Source organism: Spirosoma pulveris (assembly GCF_054781875.1).
Genome location: NZ_BAAGTO010000016.1, coordinates 66,496 through 87,227 on the forward strand (window position 1 = coordinate 66,496; position 20,732 = coordinate 87,227).

Annotated in this window: 12 protein-coding genes; 3 read left to right on the top strand and 9 right to left on the bottom strand. The window is 50.6% G+C overall.

Annotated features, from left to right (window positions below):
* The first annotated feature begins 3 nt into the window (after positions 1–3).
* Positions 4–3,144, top strand: coding sequence for an efflux RND transporter permease subunit (locus tag ACYVJM_RS29135; protein WP_461151652.1), 3,141 nt, complete (start codon positions 4–6; stop codon positions 3,142–3,144).
* Between the two features lie 82 nt (positions 3,145–3,226).
* Here ACYVJM_RS29135 and ACYVJM_RS29140 read toward each other — a convergent pair whose 3' ends face one another.
* The 9 genes from ACYVJM_RS29140 to rpe form a co-directional block, all read right to left on the bottom strand.
* Positions 3,227–4,228: a hypothetical protein gene (locus tag ACYVJM_RS29140; RefSeq protein WP_461151653.1), complete on the bottom strand. Its 1,002-nt coding sequence runs from the start codon at positions 4,226–4,228 to the stop codon at positions 3,227–3,229.
* A gap of 104 nt (positions 4,229–4,332) precedes the next feature.
* The gene (locus ACYVJM_RS29145; RefSeq protein ID WP_461151654.1) at positions 4,333–7,050 is read right to left on the bottom strand and encodes a hypothetical protein; all 2,718 of its coding nucleotides are present in this window, start codon (positions 7,048–7,050) and stop codon (positions 4,333–4,335) included.
* Between the two features lie 28 nt (positions 7,051–7,078).
* Positions 7,079–7,840, bottom strand: coding sequence for a glycosyltransferase family 2 protein (locus ACYVJM_RS29150; protein WP_461151655.1), 762 nt, complete (start codon positions 7,838–7,840; stop codon positions 7,079–7,081).
* 233 nt (positions 7,841–8,073) lie between these two features.
* A complete protein-coding gene (locus ACYVJM_RS29155; RefSeq protein WP_461151656.1) occupies positions 8,074–9,216 on the bottom strand; it encodes an acyltransferase family protein in 1,143 nt (380 codons plus the stop codon).
* 95 nt (positions 9,217–9,311) lie between these two features.
* A complete protein-coding gene (locus ACYVJM_RS29160) occupies positions 9,312–11,105 on the bottom strand; it encodes a hypothetical protein (protein WP_461151657.1) in 1,794 nt (597 codons plus the stop codon).
* Positions 11,106–11,107: 2 nt separating this feature from the next.
* Positions 11,108–12,904: a glycosyltransferase family 39 protein gene (locus ACYVJM_RS29165; RefSeq protein ID WP_461151658.1), complete on the bottom strand. Its 1,797-nt coding sequence runs from the start codon at positions 12,902–12,904 to the stop codon at positions 11,108–11,110.
* A 60-nt stretch (positions 12,905–12,964) separates the two neighbouring features.
* Positions 12,965–15,079: an OmpA family protein gene (locus ACYVJM_RS29170; RefSeq protein ID WP_461151659.1), complete on the bottom strand. Its 2,115-nt coding sequence runs from the start codon at positions 15,077–15,079 to the stop codon at positions 12,965–12,967.
* A 110-nt stretch (positions 15,080–15,189) separates the two neighbouring features.
* Positions 15,190–16,593, bottom strand: a complete 1,404-nt coding sequence (locus tag ACYVJM_RS29175) for an alpha-amylase family glycosyl hydrolase (protein WP_461151660.1) — start codon at positions 16,591–16,593, stop codon at positions 15,190–15,192.
* Positions 16,594–16,635: 42 nt separating this feature from the next.
* The gene (gene rpe / locus ACYVJM_RS29180; RefSeq protein WP_461151661.1) at positions 16,636–17,307 is read right to left on the bottom strand and encodes a ribulose-phosphate 3-epimerase; all 672 of its coding nucleotides are present in this window, start codon (positions 17,305–17,307) and stop codon (positions 16,636–16,638) included.
* A gap of 251 nt (positions 17,308–17,558) precedes the next feature.
* On the opposite strand from rpe, the gene ligA reads away from it, so the two are divergent.
* Positions 17,559–19,649, top strand: coding sequence for an NAD-dependent DNA ligase LigA (gene ligA, locus ACYVJM_RS29185; RefSeq protein ID WP_461151662.1), 2,091 nt, complete (start codon positions 17,559–17,561; stop codon positions 19,647–19,649).
* A gap of 148 nt (positions 19,650–19,797) precedes the next feature.
* Positions 19,798–20,694 carry a 4-hydroxy-tetrahydrodipicolinate synthase gene (gene dapA / locus ACYVJM_RS29190; RefSeq protein ID WP_461151663.1) on the top strand — a complete coding sequence of 299 codons (897 nt, stop codon included), beginning with the start codon at positions 19,798–19,800 and terminating at the stop codon, positions 20,692–20,694.
* Positions 20,695–20,732 lie beyond the last annotated feature (38 nt).

Here is a 20,732-nt window from a genome sequence, read left to right on the forward strand (position 1 = left end):
TTCATGAATAAATTCATCAGTAACGTAGTCGGCTTTTCGCTGAAGAACCGATTCTTTATCTTTTTCATGACGGCGGTGCTGGTCATTGCCGGGGTCGTGAGCTACCTCAAAACGCCCCTGGAGGCTTTTCCTGATGTAACGAATACACAAATTATTGTAGTTACGGAATGGAATGGCCGCTCGGCTGAAGAGGTGGAGCGCTTTGTGACCGTACCCATTGAAGTGGCTATGAACTCGGTGCAGCGGAAAAGTAATGTCCGCTCAACGACCATGTTTGGGCTGTCGGTCATGAAAATTATTTTCGAGGATGATGTCGATGACTTTTTCGCCCGGCAGCAGGTCAATAATCTTCTGCGCAATGTTTCGCTGCCGGAAGGGGTGGAGCCAGACGTGCAGCCGCCTTACGGACCTACGGGCGAAATATTCCGGTATACCCTGGAAAGCAAAGACCGCGACAGCCGCGAGCTCCTTACCCTGCAAAACTGGGTCGTTGACCGGCAGATGCGTAGTGTACCGGGTGTTGCTGATATTGTTGCCTTTGGGGGACGCGACAAAATGTACGAACTGCGTGTTAACCCGACCCAGCTAGCCAAGTACGACATCACACCGCTGGATGTGTACCAGGCCGTTACCCGAAGCAATATCAACGTGGGTGGCGATGTTATCGAGCGAAATGGACAGGCGTATGTTGTCCGGGGCGTTGGCCTGCTGACCTCCATTCAGGATATCGAAAACATACTGATCGAAGAAGCCGGGGGGAATCCTGTGCTGGTCAGGCATGTGGCGGAGGTGGCCGAGTCGAACCTGCCCCGTGTCGGACAGGTGGGTCTGGATGCGAATGATGACGTAGTTGAAGGAATCATCGTGATGCGGAAAGGTGAAAATCCCAGTGAGGTACTCACACGGGTAAAGGATAAGATCGAGGAATTGAACACGCGTGTGCTGCCATCGGATGTAAAGATGGTAACGTTCTACGACCGCGACAATCTCATTGAGTTCTGCACCCAAACGGTGCTGCACAACCTCACGGAAGGTATTGTTCTTGTAACGGTCATTGTTTTTCTGTTCATGGCCGATTGGCGCACCACCCTGATCGTGTCCATCATCATTCCGCTGGCCCTTCTGTTTGCGTTCATGTGTTTACGACTGCGGGGCATGTCGGCTAACCTGCTTTCGATGGGTGCCGTCGACTTCGGGATTATCATCGATGGGGCCGTGGTGATGGTTGAGGGCATATTTGTTACGCTCGACCACCTGGCGCATCGGGTGGGCATGAACCGGTATAATCGCATGGCCAAGCTGGGTCTTATCCGAAAAACGGGGGGTGAGTTGGGCAAGGCAGTCTTCTTTTCGAAACTGATCATTATTACGGCGCTGCTGCCTATTTTCTCCTTCGAGAAAGTGGAAGGTAAAATGTTCTCACCTCTGGCCTGGACGCTGGGCTTTGCCCTACTGGGCGCGTTGCTGTTTACCCTCACGCTGGTGCCGGTACTTTGCTCGATGCTGCTGAAGAAAAACGTTCGGGAAAAAAAGAACCCCATTGTTAACTTTTTCGACCGCATTGTCATGGCTGGCTTCGGCTGGTGCTACCGTAACCGTCGGCTGAGTCTGGTTGGCGCAATCAGTTTCATGATTGCTACGTTTTTTTCGTCCAGTATGCTGGGTACCGAATTTTTACCCCAGCTCAATGAGGGCGCGCTCTGGGTAACGGCCGAATTGCCAATGAGTATGTCGCTGCCCGAAAGCGTCGATATGGCCAAAACCATCCGGGAAGACCTGAACAGCTTTCCCGAGGTAAAACAGGTACTCTCGCAGGTCGGTCGTTCCAACGACGGCACCGACCCCAATGGGTTCTATTTCTGCCAGTTCCAGGTCGATCTGAAACAGAAAGGCGACTGGCCCGAACGACGGCTCGGACACCGGCTAACCGATGAACAGTTAACCGACGAGATGGACGCCAAATTGAAAAATTATGCCGGTGTTCTCTACAATTACTCACAGCCGATCATCGATAATGTGGCCGAGGCTGTAGCGGGGTACAAGGCAAGTAACGGGATCAAGATTTTTGGCCCGGACGTCTATGAACTGGAGAAGTACGCCAACCAGGCAATGGAAGCTATTCGAAATGTGGAGGGGATTAAAGACCTGGGGATCATCCGCAACGTGGGACAACCCGAAATGAGCGTGATGTTCCACGATAATAAGATGGCGCTTTACGGCGTATCGACGGCCGATGCCCAAGCCGTCATTGAAATGGCTATCGGGGGTAAAACCGCGTCTATTTTATACGAAGGAGAACGGAAATTCGACATCCGGGTACGCTTTCAACCCGAATATCGAAAAAGCGAAGAGGACATTATGCAACTGATGGTGCCCACAATGAGCGGTGGCAGAATACCCCTTAAAGAGATTGCGACCATCAAACAAATAACGGGGCCTGCTTTCATCTACCGGGATCTCAACAAACGGTTTATTGGGGTGAAATTCTCCGTGCGGGGTCGTGACCTGGGCAGTACCATTGCCGAAGCGCAACAGCGGGTACGGGAAAAGCTGCATCCTGAGAAAAGCTATTCAGTAGATTGGGTAGGGGAGTTTGAGAACCAGGTTCGGGCTACGGAGCGTCTCGGACAGGTCGTGCCCATTAGTCTGGCGGCTATTTTCGTGATTCTGTTCATCACCTTCGGCAATGCAAAAGATGCCGGGCTGGTTTTGCTGAATGTCCCCTTTGCGCTCATTGGTGGTATTCTGGCCCTTCACGCTACGGGGATGAACTTCGGCATTTCGGCGGGGGTTGGCTTTATCGCGCTGTTTGGCATTTGTATTCAGAATGGCGTTATCCTGGTTTCGGTGTTTAATAACAACCGTAAAGAACGAATGCCACTCGACGAGGCTATTCGTGCCGGGGTTAAGTCGCGTATCCGGCCGGTGGTCATGACGGCCCTCATGGCTGCCATTGGTCTGTTTCCAGCTGCTATCTCCACCGGAATCGGCTCCGAAACGCAAAAACCGCTGGCTATTGTCGTTATCGGCGGGTTACTGACCGCAACTGTGTTGACCCTTCTTATTTTCCCTATTATTTACCGATTGTTCTATCGCCCTAAAACGCCCAAAGTAAGTAAGCAATTGGCCTACAGTGAAGTGTAAATGTTATTTTGTGTTCGGTCAAGACAAACGCCGTTTCTTTAAGAAACGGCGTTTGTCTTGACCCTTAAAACCACTGAACAGACTAAATCTGTGCTTTTTGCCGAACCCGATCGAGCCATAGTGCCCGTCCATCACAACTCCAGTGTGTATCACTTTTCAGATAAGGCGGTGCGGAGCTTCGCTTATACGCTTGATATACATCAATAAACGGCACCTGCAACGCCGGGTTCGATTGAATACGTTCGATGAGGTGATTATAACGAGCCCGCTCAGGTTCCAGAATACTAGCTTTATTGGGAATGAGCGACAAATAAACCGCATCGAATCCAAGCTGTTTGTATCGGCTGGCAACCGAATTTATACTGTCAACAAGTGTGTTAACCTCCTCGTCTGTCAGTCGGGAGAACGACGAATTCAGCGTTTTGCTCGTATCGGTGTCACTGTGCACAAACAGATGGTTGTGGTCTTTTGAAAGACTTACACTCGCACTCTCCCGGTCAAACCAGTTCAATGTCAGGCTGGCTTTTAGCTCTTTGAACCAGAAAGCCCAGTCGTGGCTGAAGAGGGTCGATTCGAGCCGCTCTTCCATGTCGCTCCGATGGAACTCATTGTTTAACCGTTGCCAGAGAGACGGGCGAAGAGTGGGTAGCCGACTGGTATCTTTCTCGACGACAAGCTCTTGAACGCCCCCGGCAAAGTGCTCCCGAACGTGCCGTTCAATGGATTCAATGAGTAAGATATTGCGCTTGGTTGGGTCCAGTTGTGCCCGTTGCCGGAAGTCCCACGCTACGCGCTGGAAATGACTTACCCGGAAATCGTCCTGGCTTAGTCGTTCAGGTTCCGAAAAACTATCCCCGATCAGGTAGAGATGCGTAGAGGCCGTATCGCTCGACCGGTTGGATGGCGAGCAAACCGGCTTGGGTTCTTTAAACTGGGGTAGTGCAGAAAGCCTGTATAAGTCGCCAAAGCGATAATCATCGACAATGATACCAACCTGATAGAGCCAATGAGAAACCGTGCTCGATAGGCCGCCCCCCCACAAAAGGAGGACAAAAAGAATAATTAAGTAACGAATAAAACGCATAAGGTATTGAGCAAAGGGACTGGGGTTAAGGGCAAAGGGTCTGGGGCTTTTGGAATAGAGAGCTACCCTATGCCCTTAATCTCATGCCCTACGCCCCATGCCCATTACCGAAGTCGAATACTAAATAATTGTACAGCCTGTTGAGCACCACTTAAAATGTATAATTCATTGCTGCGTTCATCGAACTGAACAGCAATCGGAAAATCACTTGGAATAGGCCGGTCGTTAAGGATTCGGCCATTCAGATCGTAAAGCATGGTAAAGCCACCCGATTTAACACTGATCAGCTCTACCCCCGACCCGAGTCGATGGTAACGCACATTGTTGCGGCCGGATTGTAACGCGCGCACGTCAAACCGCCGTTTACCCTGCTGATCCAGAACCGTAACTTCTGTATCGGTTGTTCGCAACAGCAACCAGTTCGTCTGGTCTTCGTCGGGGAACAGCCGGAATTTGCCTCTTCTGATCGGGCGGTACAACTGAATCCGCTTGGCCACGAGTCCGTTACCGGTCAGTGTCAGCAGTTGACCTTCATCGGTGATGGTTCGGATCTGGGTTTGATCAGGGGGTAACAGGGCAGGCCCATCAAAATGAATTTCGGGCTCTTCTTCGTTGGATCGCTCGATTTTGGCAGGGAAATGCGGATACTGTGTGCCGTTCTCCTGCCAGTGGTTCAACGTACCATCGACCTGAATTGCCAGTACGGCCATACCTTTCGGAGTAGAAATAACCTGAAAAGGAAGCTGTAAAGCCCCTTTGTAGGGAGCCGTCATCAGCCGGATAAAGCTTCGTTGCTGGCGGTCAAGTGCATAAATATGGCCATCCTGATGCGCGGCCAGCGCAACCAGGTTTCGCTGCTGACTACCGCGTGGACGAGACAGAAACGACGCGTCGATGCCCGCCGGCAGTGGAATGGATTGAAGGGTAACTTCTTTTCGAATGCGGACCGGATCGGCAATGTACAGGGTTCTGTCGGTCATGAACAGATACTGCAAGCGCCCGTTGTTGAGGAAATCGACGCCGAGAGCATTGCTCCGGATGGGGCCGTCAATGTTATTCTGTACCAGTTTATCCCCTTCCGGAGTTACCAGCACAAACTGACCGGCGTTATTCTGAGCATAAAACTGGGCAGAACTATCGCTCAGTGAGCCGGTTACGATCGGGGCCGAGACAAGGGGTGCGTTGAACTCGGTTTTCTTATGAAGCAAAAGTTTGTTGAGCACAGCCCGACTGGCGCGTCGGGTGTTACGGCCCAGTATTACGGTAGATTGAATATTCTCGTTGCCGTAACTGGCCTGGTAAACCATATTTTCCAGGTTTGCCAGAGCTGATGTGCCCGTGGCAGGATCAACCTTATCGAGTAAATTCTGCCAGCCCAATGGCCAGTTGGTGAGTACGCTTGTCTGTTCCCGATTTAACCGGGCAAAGGCCGTAAAATTGGCCGGGCGCAGGGTTTCGTTTAATAACTCAGCCTGGCGCACATCGGTCGACCAGACGGCACCCCGCTGAATCTGCTGTAGATAATCCAGCATCGCGTCTTCGCTATTAGCGATAATCAGCGACGAACCATGCTGGGTGATCCAACTTTGTGGAAACCCTGAGAAAAGGCTGCTGAAAAGTGATGCCGGTAATTCTGAGACGTTGAGCAGCAGGATTTTATGGGCTAAGTAACTTTTGGGCGATAACGCAGCTTTAGCGCCCGACCTGTAAGCAACCTGCTGGTAGGCACTAGCCAGTTGTTTACCATCTTTAGCGGTCAAAACCATAACCTGACGTGGCGTTCCCGATCTGGATTCGAGTCGACACAGAAGAATATCGCTGCCCAGCGACTCGTACAGTGGCTTTGTCTGAGGCTGTATCTGGCGGAATCGTTCCCGGAGAAAGCCGCTGGAGGCTGAACTCAGTAAGTTACTGAGTGACTGGCCAAACTGGCTCGCATCGCTGATGCCAATGTGATACAGAGTCGATGTCGATTGAGGAATCAGGTAGGCATGCTGAATACGGCGAGGAGCCTGATTGGCAAATAATGCGGCTACGTCCCGACGTCCGCCAATCTGGTCGACAGCGTACCCTACGAGATGAGTAGGAGAGGCCGACTGCCGAAATTGAAGGTTCAGCTCTTCCGGCAGAAACAGTCTTACCAGTGAGCCTACATTGCTGAATAGCGACTGTAATACTTCCGGCCGTACGGATAAACTTGCCAGACGATCGTTATCAAGCTCAAAATCCGGCTCGGCTGATGCGAACCGGAGCGGCTGATGCATTCGTTTGGCAACATTCTCAATCAGGATGCCAGATACACTACCGACGAGAAAATTATCAGTGAGGATGAACGAGCCAACGGGTTCATTCCCTCTGGCCACCAGATCAAGAATCTTTTCGCCCGCAAACGAGTGATTCAAAACCCGATACTGCCGTGGGTCCGGGTTGGTTACCCGATTCAGGAAAGCCTGGTCAGCCGAACTGATAGGAATGTAAAAAATGAAATCGAGGGTCGTTTTGGAAATTGAGTGGAGAGAGTACCGGATATTTCGGCCCGAAACGAACTTCAGAACCGTCGCCGTATCGGCCGTTGCGTACAGGAACCGGTCGAGTTTCTGGCGGGCCTCGTCAAAGACCGGAACCTGCCTGAGCGACATTTGAGTACGCAGCACGCGTGCAGAGACAGTATCCTGCAGGCGGTCGCTCGACAGCACCAATAAAGCGCCCGGCGGCACCAGCGACCCTACCGTACGACCCGCTGGAAAAAACTGTCTGAACCCCAGCCAGCCACCCATCACCAGCACTACTGCACCAAGACCAATCCAGAGACTTCGTTTCATAGTTGATTTTCAGTCGGCAACTTACCACTTACGCAACTACGGCTTCTGGCTTCTTAAGGGCTTTTACTTTACGACTTAATTCAAAACGGAACTGAGCCAGTTCTTTAAAACTTTGGATACACACCTTCAGTAGCTTCCATTTCAAGATAGAAACCGTTCCCGTAACCCGCTCTTTGTGGGTAATGGGGATGTCAAAAGTATCATATCCGGCTTTTTTAGCCATAACAGCCAGGAATATATTGGGCGCAAAGGGGGTTGGATCGGGTAATTGAGCCAGGAGTTTACGCAGGAACGTTCCTCTTATCAACCGGAAGGGGATGTTGCTGTCCATAATGTAGGTGCCGTAAATAAAGGCGATGCTCAAGCGCAAAATACGCGTAATGAGCAGGCGTGCCGGGGCATCGTAGCGTTCTTCCCGGTAGCCCAGAATAAACGGCGACTTGCTCCGCTTCTCCCAAAGTTTCTCAAAATCATCGGCAATAAACTGGTCGTCGCTGTCTGTCTGAAAGATGAATTCTGAGTCAAGAGCTACCGCCTGCCGATACCCGTTCACAACGGCGTTACCATGACCACCATTGGGTTGATGCACGACCAGCAGCTTTGGGTACAGGTTTTTAATTTGATCGAGTATGGCGCCCGTTTTATCGCGCGAGCCATCATTAACAACAATCAGACGCGTATTTTCGGCAGGAAATCGGCGGGTCAACAAATCAGTCCACTGCTTGACAACAGTTTCGATAACTTCTTCTTCGTTGTAAGCCGGCATTACAATTGACAGCAGGAGACTCATACTTGGATAATTAGTGAAAACTCATTAACAGACATCGAAACCGGCACATTGGTTGAGAGCGTAGTATAGGAATAAGCCGATATTCAGCGACAATTATGTTGGTAACTATGTTTTTGATAAAGAGGATTTGCAAATATAGGAAATTGTTACCGCTGAAATAGGTAAACTAACCTGACCTTAGTGTGTGGCCTGTTCATAACCGGAGCAGGAGTATAGTATCCATAATCCACAAATTAGTATGAATACCGGTCTTTCAGATTATTAATCGGTTTTTCGATCAAAAACCAGGAAATTGTTGCCAACGCAACGGTTAGCGCAAGATAAAATGAAAACTGGAAAAAATAGGAACTTGTTAGGAAAGGCATCATTTCGGAAAGGCGATTCCAGGCCCGAACCGTAAAATGAGTTGGTTGGGTGTGGAAAAAGTTAAAGACGAAATTATGAAAGAGGTACAGCCCGTAACTGATACGACCCAGGTATTGACTAATGGGGTTTTCGAGTACCCACTTCATGGGCCCCTTGAACCCGACAACTGCCCGGCCAATCAGGAAAAAGCCGAACAGGGAGCCGATCAGCCGTTCCCAAACATCGGCTACCACATTGTGATACCCAATGGATGGCGTCTCGGCGAGCCAGTTTGTTAGCCAGACAGCTCCCAAAAAGCCCAACAGACTGATAATAACCCAGACCGACGATTGAAACAGGCGCGTAAACCACTCACGCCGGTAGAGCCAGGTGAACGCCATCAGCATACCCAGACCAAAAGCATCGAGACAGGTGGGCATGGATACATACCCAATAAACCAGGGCAGGTGCTTGCGAAAGAGGATGTACCGTAACCCAACGCTGCCAACGATCATAAGTAGGGAGGTGAGTGGAACCCACCGGCGCGGCATGAAAAAGAGGAGCAAAGGGAAAATAAGATACACTTGCTCTTCAACGGCCAATGACCAAAGGTGGTCGACGGTTCCCATCCAGGTTGCGTAGCGGGCTATGTAAATATTGGACGCGTAGAGCGCCAGCCAGCCAAACGTTCGGCGAACGGGTGGTTCGTTGACCAGGTAAAGAACAAACAGCGTCAGGTAATAAATTGGGAAAATACGCAGGGTACGGCGAATGTAGAAGGTCCTGAGATACTTGCTCAGTCCTCCGTTTGGCTGGTTGCTGAGTTTATCTTTGCTCGACAACAGAATGCGGGTGATCAAAAAACCACTCAGCACAAAAAAGATGGTTACACCCAAAGCGCCCAGTGCCAACCCGTCGGCCCGTCCTACCATCCAGTGATCGAATAAGACCATGCCAACCGCAATGAACCGGATGCCGTCCAGTTGCCGAAGGTGGTTCAGCGTTGAACGGACAGGCGCGGGTGTTGACATAGACGACTGGTTAGGTAAGTTGGACGAAGGGTTGTGTTGATGAATCAAGTGTATTTTATATTAGTCTCGTAATAAAATTGAAAACGGCTCGGAGGCTACCAGTTTTTGGCTCCCACAGTAGCGGGCGGGCCTTTCGACACCAGCTGTTTGTTGGTTGGATATAGACTAAAGGTGTTCTTATCCGACACTTTCAATACAAACAGTTGATAACTGCCTGCTTCCAGTTCCAGATCGAGGAGCGTAGCTTTAAAGCCTTCCGTAAACACATTAGCCGGCTTGAATCGAGCGGCCAGAATCGATTGCTGATGTTGCCAGACCGGGAACAAATACATCCGTTTGGCTGACCGGGCCATTACATAAGCGCCTTCATCACGCAAACCCTGAAACGGGAATGTTGTGTTTTCGACCGAATATCCGCCCTTGATTTTGGTTAGGTGCAAATCCATAACCGGTTGTTCGGCAGAACCGAATATGACGGGTAATGCCGCATCGTAGAAGGCCGGACTCGCGGGGGTATACTTTTGTGATATGGTGTCGGACGAGAAAACGGGCTGATTCGTTTTATACGTCCAGTTGAACTGATTGGTCGTTAGCCAATGCCGCCACCAGATAGTTTCGTCCAGAAACGCGTAGTACGTCAGGGCGGCAAAGGCAAAACTGCTGATCACACTCCCCAGCATCCATAAACTGCCAAGGCGTCCGGGTAAATTCACCACCGCATACAGGTACAGAAGGGATAGGCCCGTCAGCGAGTACATTTTATACCGACTCGTAATCAGTAACTCGGCGCCAAATCCCGTTCGTGCCCAGGCAACAACAAGGGTTGTTCCTAAAATAAAGGCGGCACAACCCCAGAAGAAGAGCGTAATAGAAGCAATCGTTTTTTCCGTTATAGGTGCGTTGGAATTAGGCTTTACTACCCTGCTGACTACGGTTATGATAGAACGCCGGTTGTTCCAGAGGGTCCAGAGAATGATGCAAAGAATGGATACAAACAGTGCACCACCCAGTAAAATACACGCCCGAAGGGGAGCCTGTACCGGCAAGGTTTCGGCGGCCGCTCCCAGAACAGCAAACCAGCCTTTTAACAGAGCAGCTATGCCGGGTTTCACATAATCGATGCCTTCCGGCTTCGAGAAGCCGGTGAAATAAAGCACAATCACCAGCGCTGCCCCAGTCAACCAGCCGAGCAGGGGTCGGTAAAGCTGCCGACTGGTTGCCGGCGCGTAAGCTGGTATGCGCAATGCGAGAATCACAAAGCCAATTGGCCAGACCATAAGGCCATTGCCGCTGGTTAATGTCGCCAGCGTAGCCGCCACCAGGGCGAGACCCCATAAACGGGTATAGCTCAAAAAATAGAAAGCCGCCAATACCCAAAGCACCACCGAAAAGTTTTGCAGAGAGGCCATCCCCCAAAACATGTTCTCCCACTGCGACAGGTTAAAGAGCAGCATGGCCACCGGAAGTGCATAAATTACGGTCTGCTGACTGGGCATTGACCGGCGCAACGCGGCTGTAAAAACCAGCAGCAAGCCAACCAAACTCAAGTCACCAACCAGCATGAGGTGAATAAAGTTGAGCCTCCCGAACAGCGCGTAATCAAGTCTCGTGATCAGTCGGTCGTACACAATCCGGTGTTCGTTGTGTTGCCTGAAAAGCTGATAAATTTTCCCCGTTAACGAAGCTTCCTGGTCGGAGTAAAACAGAAACGCCCGCAGCGCGTGATCGTCCCATTTGGGAATATTTACGGCATAGTACTGCCAGACGACAGCGAAAAACAGGATCGGAACGCCCAGCATTACCCACGAACTGCCCGGCAGCCACCGCTGAATTGGCTTTGGCTGTTCGGGTTGTCGTGACTTATCCGTTATGGGCTGTTGTGTGATCACGATTAGTACCTGTATTTAGTGCCTTCAAAATCAAAAATCGTCACGCGTTGTTTTGTCTTCCCTTTTATCAGAATGATTCGGTCGGTCTGGGTGGTGTCCATTCGCTGGTAATAGGTAGCATCTTTGGGGAGATACAGGTTCGTGTATTGCGCGTCGATGATCGAATGCGTCGTGTATGTATTCTCTACTTCATCGCGGGGCGCTGTTCGGGGCGATGGATATAGAACGGTATCGCCCGTCATGTACATACTCTTTATCCGGTTAGCGGCAGTTGCATATGGGTTCTCGATACGATAGTGGCCGTAATACGTATACTTTGGTGCCTGGTCCTCGTAGATCCGGTATAGTAAGTCGGCGATGTAATAACCCTGCAACAGCAGAACAGCCGCCAGCGTCAACCGCAGGTAAGTCGATTGACGAAATACCTCCCGAACGGTCAGGCCAACCAGAATGAGTGCATACGGAAATGAAAAACCGGAATAGCGCTGCGTAATACCATAGGTATGTCCGTTCCGGAAGGCAATGGCAATCAAAAACAGGGTCGGTATAGTGCTCATCAGCACCAGTAAAAACAGGAACCGACGCTCAGGCCGACTTGTATAGCCGAGGAATGCCTGACTGAGCAGATAATAAAACAGGGGAACGGCAGCGGCCACGATCAGCCGGGGCGACTGTACCGAGTAAACCGCGAATCCGGCAACGAGTAACAGCGGGATCAGAACGCTTACCCAAACCGGCACGGAGCGACCCCGGCCAAATCGATGGATGATCAGCACCGCTACACAGCCAAGTGCGAAGGCAATAATCAGATTCCGAAAGGCCAGCGTATCGGTAGAAAGGCCATTGGAGAACATAAACAAATCGGCCAGAACCGGAATCGACTTCTTAACTACATTGCCAAGCGTAGCAGGCAGAATAATGCCAAAGCCATTGTTATATGGGTTCGTCAGGGCCAGTCCACCATACAGTTTGGCCTGGTAAGCCAGCGTTTGAAAGGTGTATTTTCCGCCACCGAACACAAACCAGGGAATAATCAGGCCCAGGGCTCCCCCAATAGTACTGATTCCCAAACCAATGTATGTTTTCAGGTCACGGTTAAACAGAACCAGGTAAAGCCCGTGACACAGAAAAATAGTTACGGCCAGATAATGCCCGAGTGTAGCCAGAGCGAAGGATAAGCCGTACCCAATATACAAACCTATGGGTTGCTTGCCTTCAGCCCGTCGGTCCAGAATTCGTAAAAAGAGATAAGTGCCCAGCAGACTGATAAAGATGGTCATGCAATAATTGCGGGCCATGTGGCTATAGGCAATGAAAAACGGCTCAATAGCGGTTAGAAAGGCACACAAAAGCGCCAATGAGTCGGATCGAAGGTACCGCCTGACCAGTAAAAAGACAAGACCAACAATCAGGGTGCTGAACAAAATGGACGGCATTCGAATGGAGAGGTCGCTCATTCCGAAGAACTGTATCCAGGCCCAAAGCAGTGCGTAGTGAGAAGGGCTGTTGCCAATGTCGGTCTGGATAATGGCCCGGATGTAATCTTTAAGCGGTTTTTCTTTCCAGAATTCCTTTGGGGTGAAATAGGTTTTGCCCGGGGTGAAAAAGACGTCGTGCTGGTTGTACCCTTCCAGCGATATTCCTGATGTGTTAATCAGTGTAAACTTTTCATCAAGATAAAGGCCATGAACGCTGGATTTATAGAGTCGGAGACCTAATGCAAACAGAAGGATTATAATAATAAGCAGGCGTGGGGAACTCAACTGGGCAACTAAACCAGAACGGTTATTGGTAATCATGCGGTCTGAAGTGAGAGAATTCGGGATTTGGGCACAAATGTAAGCCACGACTCGCCGGTTTTACAATTTCAGGATGGTGAATTCTACTCTTCGGTTAAGTTTACGCTTCTCTTCAGTTTCGTTACTGGCAATGGGTTTGCTGGGTCCCCAGGCTTTTGTCTGAATGCGCCCGGCGTTAATACCCTTTTTCAAAAGGTACTCTTTTACGACCCTGACGCGGTCTTCGGCCAGCTTCATATTTGGCTCCCAATCGCCCTGATTATCCGTATGACCTTCAATGAGTAGCTGCATGGTAGGGTGCTTTTCCATCATGTCGACCATCTTGTCAAGCTCTACGTCAGCACCGGGTAATAAGTTGAACTGGCTTTGCTGAAATAAGACTTCGCGCATGGTAATAGTCTGCCCAGCCTCAATTTTAGCGAGGTAAAGGTTCTTTTTTATATCGCGAAAGCGTTTGTCTTTGCTCAGATCCAGCGTTTCGACGGTTGGGAAGTACCCCTCTTTGCTGGCCGTCAGCACGTAGGTTTTTTGCGTTGGCAGGATAAGTTTATATTCACCGGTTTCGGGGCTGAAGTCAACTTTAACCAGTGGTTTCTGATCACCGAACAAGGTCGAAACGATCTCCGAGGCAATGGGCTTTTTTGTTTTTGAGTCCAGTACCAGGCCCGAAATGATGGCAACAGGATCTGGTTTGATAGCCGGGTACAGCTTTAATCGAAAAATATCGTCCTCACCTAACGAACCCGACCGGGAGCTTAGATATGCATAGTCGCCGGAAGCCGGAATGGTAAAATAGCCGTCCCACTCATTTGTATTGATCGCCGGACCCAGATTCTCGGGTTCACTCCAGTTGTTCCACGAATCGTCCAGCCGACGCGACACGAAAATGTCACCGTTGCCATAGCCCGGATGTCCCCCCGAAGTAAAATAAAGCGTTCGGCTGTCAGCGGCCAGAAACGGAGAACTTTCGAAGTCGGCCGTGTTTATGACGTTGCCGAGCGAAACGGGCTCCTGCCAGGTATTATCGGCCTTCTGGAAAGAAATATACAGGTCGCGGTCACCTTTAGTATCTTTTCGTTGCACGGCTAAAATGATGGCGTGCCCATCGGGCGAGACACAGAATTCAAGCTGGTTTTTTTCGTGAAGATTGTAGTTGTTGGTAATCCGGCACTCAACCGGTTGCGACCAGCCCGTTTTTGTTCGAATGGATTTTGAAATGCCAAATGACATGCCCCCGTCTGGACGGTACACATTGATGAGGTAGGCCGTCCGTCCATCGGTAGCCATGCCGCTGATGGCGTTGTCACCGGTGTTGTTGATCGGAGAACCGATATTGACCGCTTCACTCCAGCCCGACGAATTGCCGCCAACCCCCGACTCAAGGGTCGAATACCAGACGTCCTGCCGGTCCGATGCCCCGATATTGGCTTTGTTGAAGTTCCGCGTAAAATAAAGCGTTCGGCCATCGGGAGAAATGACCGGGGCCACTTCCTGGCCGGATGAATTGACCGTTTTACCCAGGTTCTCCTTCTTTATTTCTTTAGGTATGTCTTTTGAGATAACCAGGCTTACCGAAACCGGCTTAAGATCAGTTGTAATGCCAATAGCATCGATCTGGTTGATGCCTTTCAGGGCCGCGCCGTTGATAAAGACTTTCAACTGCGTGCACAGGAAAGCGGTGTCTTTTGGGAACAGGCGAAAGAGTGGGTCCTGACGTGCCTGAATACCGGTAGCTTCAAATACCGAGTGCTCAACCCCTTTGGGATCAATGGCAAGAACGCGCACCACCGAACCGGGATTCACGTTTTCGGCAATAACGATCTGGCGGGCCCGCATGGGTTTTGCAAAGCCAACCTGTATCCATTCATCGGCCGTACCATCGGCATAAAAAGGTGCCCAAGCACACGGACTTTCGCCCATATCCGGTAATTTGCTAGGGCGGCCCAGTACCTGCGAGGCTTTGTATTGTTCGCCGTAGGGTTCCCCTTTCTTTTCAGAAGAAACCCCAATTACCCGACTAGCCCACTGCACACTGCCCGTAGGTTGCTGCAGTGTTTCTGCCGGATTGTTAGGTCGCTTTGGGGAATCAGCCGGCCTGGTACCGGCCGACTGGGCAAGGCCGCCCAGGGAGCTAATTAATAAATAACCAAAGAAAAGAAGAAGTCGCGTAAGCATGAGATTAAACGCTCTATTAGCTCCAATATAGGCAGTAAATCATGGTGATAAAAGCCATAAGTGTTAAACGGAGCCTGTTCGGGGTCGTTCAAAGGGTAAAATGCTGAAGTTTAGTTGGTCATTACCCGATATTCCCAGGGTTTCAGCGTGACAGTGATCTCGGGTTTCAACTCAACCGGCTGATGGCTGAATACATCGGTATACGTGCCGGTATATCCATCGCCGGTTAGCCGGGCCGTTTGGGGCTGATTACTTAGATTCAGAAAAACGGTGACACGGTCGTTGTCCCGCTGCCGGTAAAACGCATATACTTTATCGTCATGGTCGGTCGGAATTTTCACTACCTGACCACCGTCCAGTCCGTTCCAGAGAGCCCGATTTCGGTGTTTCAGTGTGAGGAGTGTTTTATAGAAATCACTCTTCGGGTAATTGGCCCAAAGAATGGTGTCTTTCTCGAAAAAGGCCAGCCGTTTGTTTAAGTTGGCTTCCATACCATTGTACACCAGGGGCATGCCTTCCAGCGTACTGCTCAGCACAAAAAAAGCATCAGCTGCGGGGCCGAACGATTCTGTCAGGGTGCCGCTATTAGAATTTTCATCGTGGTTTTGGGTAAACAGCATTTGATAATACCATTTGGGAAATCGTTTCTGGTTGGCTTCGCGCAAGGAATCGATTTTGTCGGCCGAGCGGGCTCCCTTTGCCACAGCTTTCATCATATTATGCATACTCCAGCCGTAATTCATATTGAAACAGCTCTTGAAGTGGTCGGGCTCATCTTCCCATTCGGAAAGCATGAAAACGGTCTTTATTTTGTCCAGTTGGGGCCGCAGTTCAGCCCAGAAGTCGTTGGGGACAAACCCGGCTACATCGCAGCGATACCCGTCAACCCCGCATTCTTTAACCCAGTATTGCATGGCATCGATCATGCCTTTACGCATCTCGGGGTTATCGTAATTCAGGTCGATTACATTTGTCCAGTTAGTAGGTTTACCGGTTTTCGGGTCGATAGGCGCTGTTGGTTTACCATTTACTTTGGTGTACCAATCGGGGTGTTCTTTCACCCACACATGGTCCCAACCGGTATGGTTAGCCACCCAGTCCAAAATGACCCGCAGGCCAAGGGCATGCGCCCGATTCACGAGAGATTTAAAATCGGCGAGTGTACCATAGGCCGGGTTAACACTTTTGTAATCGGCAATGGCGTACGGACTACCCAAAGAGCCCTTTTGGTTTTTCTGGCTGGTTGGGTAAATGGGCATCAACCAAACGATGTCTACGCCGAGTTCTTTTAATCGGGGCAATTGAGCTTCTATCGCTTTAAAATTTCCTTCTGCCGAAAACTGACGGATATTCACTTCATAAATCGTAGCATTCTTAGCCCATTCAGGAGCCGGAGGGGCAGGTAGCTTTGTTGTATCGGACATTGTGGTTCCGCTTTGGTCCGTTTGTGTATGTTGGCAGGCCGTTGCCAATAGCAACGCACTCAACAGGCCGTGCAGGTACGATTTCTTCATGAAAATTAGATCAGGTAAGGTACAGTATAAGTTACGGATAGATTAAGCCAACGATGGAAGGTGGCTATTTTTTAACTGGGTAATGGCTACAGAAGGATCCGGGGCGTTAAAGACGGAACTACCCGCAACCAGCATATCTGCCCCGGCATTGAGCAGGGACTGGGCATTGGATAGACTGACGCCACCATCGACCTCAATTAAGGCCGGGCACTGGTTTGCCAGCAAAAACTGTTTGAGCCCCGCAATTTTCTGAATTGTGTGCGGAATGAATGCCTGCCCGCCAAAGCCAGGATTAACGGACATGATCAGGATAACATCAATTTGCTCGAGCACGTCGACCAGCCCCGAAACAGGTGTGTGCGGATTGAGGGCCACCCCCGCCCGGCAACCCAATTCCCGGATGCGGGAAAGTGTTCGGTGCAGATGGGGGCAGGCTTCGTAATGAACATGGATGGTAGAGGCACCCCCTTCGGCAAACTCGTCAAGATAACGGTCCGGGTCTGTAATCATCAGGTGAACATCCAGCGGTTTCCGGCAATGTTCATGAACCGCCTTGAGCAGCGGAAAACCGAACGAAATATTGGGCACGAAGACGCCATCCATGACATCAAAATGAAGGTAATCAGCCTCACTCCGGTTAATCAGGTCAAGATCGCGTTGCAAGTTAGCAAAGTCGGCCGCAAGCAGCGATGGAGCAATAAGAGGCTTTATCATGGACAGTAAGGCAATGGTTGAGGTTTAATAGTCGGCACTTCTGAGTACATTGGATTGTGGAAACAAGTAATTACGAAGCGACTACGCTAAACACACAACTTTTTTATCCCGTAAAAATACTTTTTTTTGGATGAACGAAGAAACAATAACGATGTTGCCCGTTTAGAACAAAGGAAGTTTTGTGCGATTCGTCCACTGATGTCCAGTGAACCAACGCCGGGAACCGCTACCTAACGATTGAAAAGTATATTATGAATCCGGAAGAACAGATCATTGACCTAACAAACCGCCTGAATTACTACAATTTTCAATACTACCAGAATAGCATCTCGGAAGTAGACGATTTTACCTTCGATAAGTTACTGACCGAGCTTACGGCACTGGAAAATCAGTATCCCGAATTTCGGCAGCCCGACTCCCCAACGGCCCGCGTAGGCGGTACTATCAGCAAAGAGTTTAAGACGGTGTATCACCGTTTTCCAATGCTTTCGCTCGGCAATACCTATTCTGAAGCAGACCTCATCGAGTTCGACAAGCGCGTGCAGAAAGGACTGAACGGGCAGGCGTACGAGTACATCTGTGAGTTGAAATTTGATGGTGTAGCCCTCAGCCTAACCTACGAAAACGGGGTACTGGTGCAGGGTGCAACCCGTGGCGATGGTGTTCGGGGGGATGATATTACCAACAATATCCGAACCATCCGGACCATCCCTCTGCGCATCGGTGGAGGGCATAAGAGCGTGCAGGCTCAGTCGGAATCCGCCCCGTCCGTTACGGCGATTCCAAATCTTTTTGAGGTTCGGGGCGAAGGGTTCCTTCCCCTGGCTGAGTTCGAGCGGATCAATAAAGAGCGGGAGGATATTGGCGAGCCGCTGCTGGCAAACCCGAGAAATGCAGCTTCCGGTACCTTTAAGCAACAGGACTCCGGCGCGGTCGCCAAACGCCGGCTCGATTGTTATCTGTATTCGTTTTTATCCGAAACGGACATTTTTCAAACCCATGAAGAGAGCCTGGTTGCGCTGAATGAATGGGGATTCAATGTGTCGCCAACCTGGCGGAAGTGTACCGACATTCAGGAGGTAATGGCGTACATCAACGAATGGGAGGCCAAACGCTTCGACTTGCCCCTTGGTACCGATGGTATCGTAATTAAAGTAAACCGGTACGACCAGCAACGGGACCTGGGCTACACGGCCAAAAGTCCACGCTGGGCCATTGCGTTTAAATACAAGGCAATGGCGGCCAGTACTGAACTCAACGGCATTCAGTATCAGGTAGGCCGGACGGGAGCCGTTACGCCCGTTGCCTTGCTGACGCCCGTACTGCTGGCCGGAACAGTCGTGAAGCGGGCCTCCCTGCACAACGCCAATGAAATTGAACGGCTGGGCGTGATGATGCACGACACCGTTTATGTTGAAAAAGGAGGGGAGATCATCCCCAAAATAACGGGTGTCGACCTAAACCGTCGCACCGACAAAAGCCAGCCAATCGTTTATCCCACCACCTGCCCTGCGTGCGGGACGACCCTCGTCCGGAAAGAAGGAGAAGCGCATTTTTACTGCCCCAATGAGCAGGGATGCCCACCCCAGCGACAGGCCCGCTTCGAACACTTCATCCAGCGACGGGCCATGAACATCGAAAGCCTGGGCGAAGGGAAAATCGAACTTCTCATCGACCGGGGGCTGGTGCAAACCCCCGCCGATCTATATGACCTGAAAGCGACGGACCTGCTGGGGATCGAAAAGGTGTTTCTGGTGGAGGAGACCGGCAAAAAACGGGTTGTCAGCTTCCGAGAAAAAACGGTTGAGAACATACTCACGGCCATTGAGCGCTCAAAATCGCAGCCGTTCGCCAATGTTCTGTTTGGGTTAGGTATCCGTTACGTGGGTAATACCACTGCCGAGAAACTGGTTGATTATTTCGGGTCGATGGACGCCATCATGAACGCCACGCAGGAGCAGTTGCTGGCCGTTCCGGATACGGGTCCGCGCATTGCGGAAAGTGTCGTCGCCTGGTTTGGGGATGCCGACAACCGGGCGTTTGTGGAACGGCTCAGAGCGGCAGGGCTGCAATTTGTCGGCGAGAAAAAAGTAGTGGAACAGGAAGGCGATACCTTGACCGGCAAAACATTTCTGTACACCGGAACCTTCGCTAATTTCAGCCGCGAAGAGCTGGAATCCCGTATTGAAGCCAATGGCGGTAAGCTGCTCAGCGGAATTTCGAAAAAGCTGAACTACCTCATCGTTGGTGAAAATGCCGGTCCATCGAAGGTAGAAAAAGCGAAGAAACTGAACGTACCCATGATTGGCGAAGACGAGTTCATGGCGATGTTGGTTGTGTAAATCGATTGGGATTCACGGTGAGGTCTCTGCATGAAAACACTCGCTTACGTCGTGCCACAAGATTTCTCGTTCAATATGGCAGCCTAAACGCATGACGACTCTATAAATTCCCGTAACTTTGTCGTAATATACATTCCTGTTTCCCCTAATGGATACCAAATTTCACGGCGTAGGTGTTGCTATCGTGACGCCTTTTACCGCTGACCAATCAATTGATTTCGACGGCTTTGGCCGCATCGTTCGCCACATCTCCGATGGGGGCGTTCGCTATATCGTCCTTCAGGGCACCACCGGCGAATCGCCAACGGTGACGAAGCAGGAGAAGAAACAGTTACTCCAATACCTCAAGGAAAATAACCCGAAGAATCTGCCCATCGTATTTGGCGTGGGCGGCAACGTCACTGCCGATGTTGTATCGGGCATGAAGGATATAGATTTCGATGGTGTCGACGCTATTCTGTCGGTTTGCCCGTATTACAACAAGCCCGGCAAACGGGGGGTAATCGAGCATTTCACCCGCGTGGCCGACGCCAGTCCGGTACCGGTTATCCTGTACAACATTCCATTCCGGACGGGCATCAACATGTCGGCCGAAACAATTTGCGAACTGGCCCAGCATCCTAATATCATCGGCGTTAAGGAAGCGTCCTGTGTGATTGAGCAGTGTATGGAAATAGCCCGCGACAAACCCGAGGATTTTCTTCTCATTTCCGGCGACGACGTACAATCTGTACCCATCATCAGCATTGGTGGTGTTGGGGTAATGTCGGTTGTTGCCAATGCGTTCCCGGCCAAGTTTTCAAGCCTGATCGACGCTGCGCTACAGGGTGATTTCGCTTTTGCCCGCAAAGAACTCTCCCATTTCCTGCGTATTGACCCGCTGTTGTACGAAGAAGGGAATCCGGTTGGAGTAAAAAGTATTCTGGAAATTATGGGTATGATTTCGGCCGAAGTTCGGTTGCCGCTCATGCGTGCATCTGATGATCTGGCCGAACGCCAGCGCGCCGTTCTTCAACGTGATGGCTTACTGGAACTGGTTGCGTAAGACTCAGTAAGTAAGAAGCAAAAAAAAGCCGAATCCAC

Coding starts and splice junctions, on each gene's coding strand:
- ACYVJM_RS29135 (WP_461151652.1), top strand. CDS start 4: ATGAATAAATTCATCAGTAACGTAGTCGGCTTTTCGCTGAAGAACCGA.
- ACYVJM_RS29140 (WP_461151653.1), bottom strand. CDS start 4,228: ATGCGTTTTATTCGTTACTTAATTATTCTTTTTGTCCTCCTTTTGTGG.
- ACYVJM_RS29145 (WP_461151654.1), bottom strand. CDS start 7,050: ATGAAACGAAGTCTCTGGATTGGTCTTGGTGCAGTAGTGCTGGTGATG.
- ACYVJM_RS29150 (WP_461151655.1), bottom strand. CDS start 7,840: ATGAGTCTCCTGCTGTCAATTGTAATGCCGGCTTACAACGAAGAAGAA.
- ACYVJM_RS29155 (WP_461151656.1), bottom strand. CDS start 9,216: ATGTCAACACCCGCGCCTGTCCGTTCAACGCTGAACCACCTTCGGCAA.
- ACYVJM_RS29165 (WP_461151658.1), bottom strand. CDS start 12,904: ATGATTACCAATAACCGTTCTGGTTTAGTTGCCCAGTTGAGTTCCCCA.
- ACYVJM_RS29170 (WP_461151659.1), bottom strand. CDS start 15,079: ATGCTTACGCGACTTCTTCTTTTCTTTGGTTATTTATTAATTAGCTCC.
- ACYVJM_RS29175 (WP_461151660.1), bottom strand. CDS start 16,593: ATGAAGAAATCGTACCTGCACGGCCTGTTGAGTGCGTTGCTATTGGCA.
- rpe (WP_461151661.1), bottom strand. CDS start 17,307: ATGATAAAGCCTCTTATTGCTCCATCGCTGCTTGCGGCCGACTTTGCT.
- ligA (WP_461151662.1), top strand. CDS start 17,559: ATGAATCCGGAAGAACAGATCATTGACCTAACAAACCGCCTGAATTAC.
- dapA (WP_461151663.1), top strand. CDS start 19,798: ATGGATACCAAATTTCACGGCGTAGGTGTTGCTATCGTGACGCCTTTT.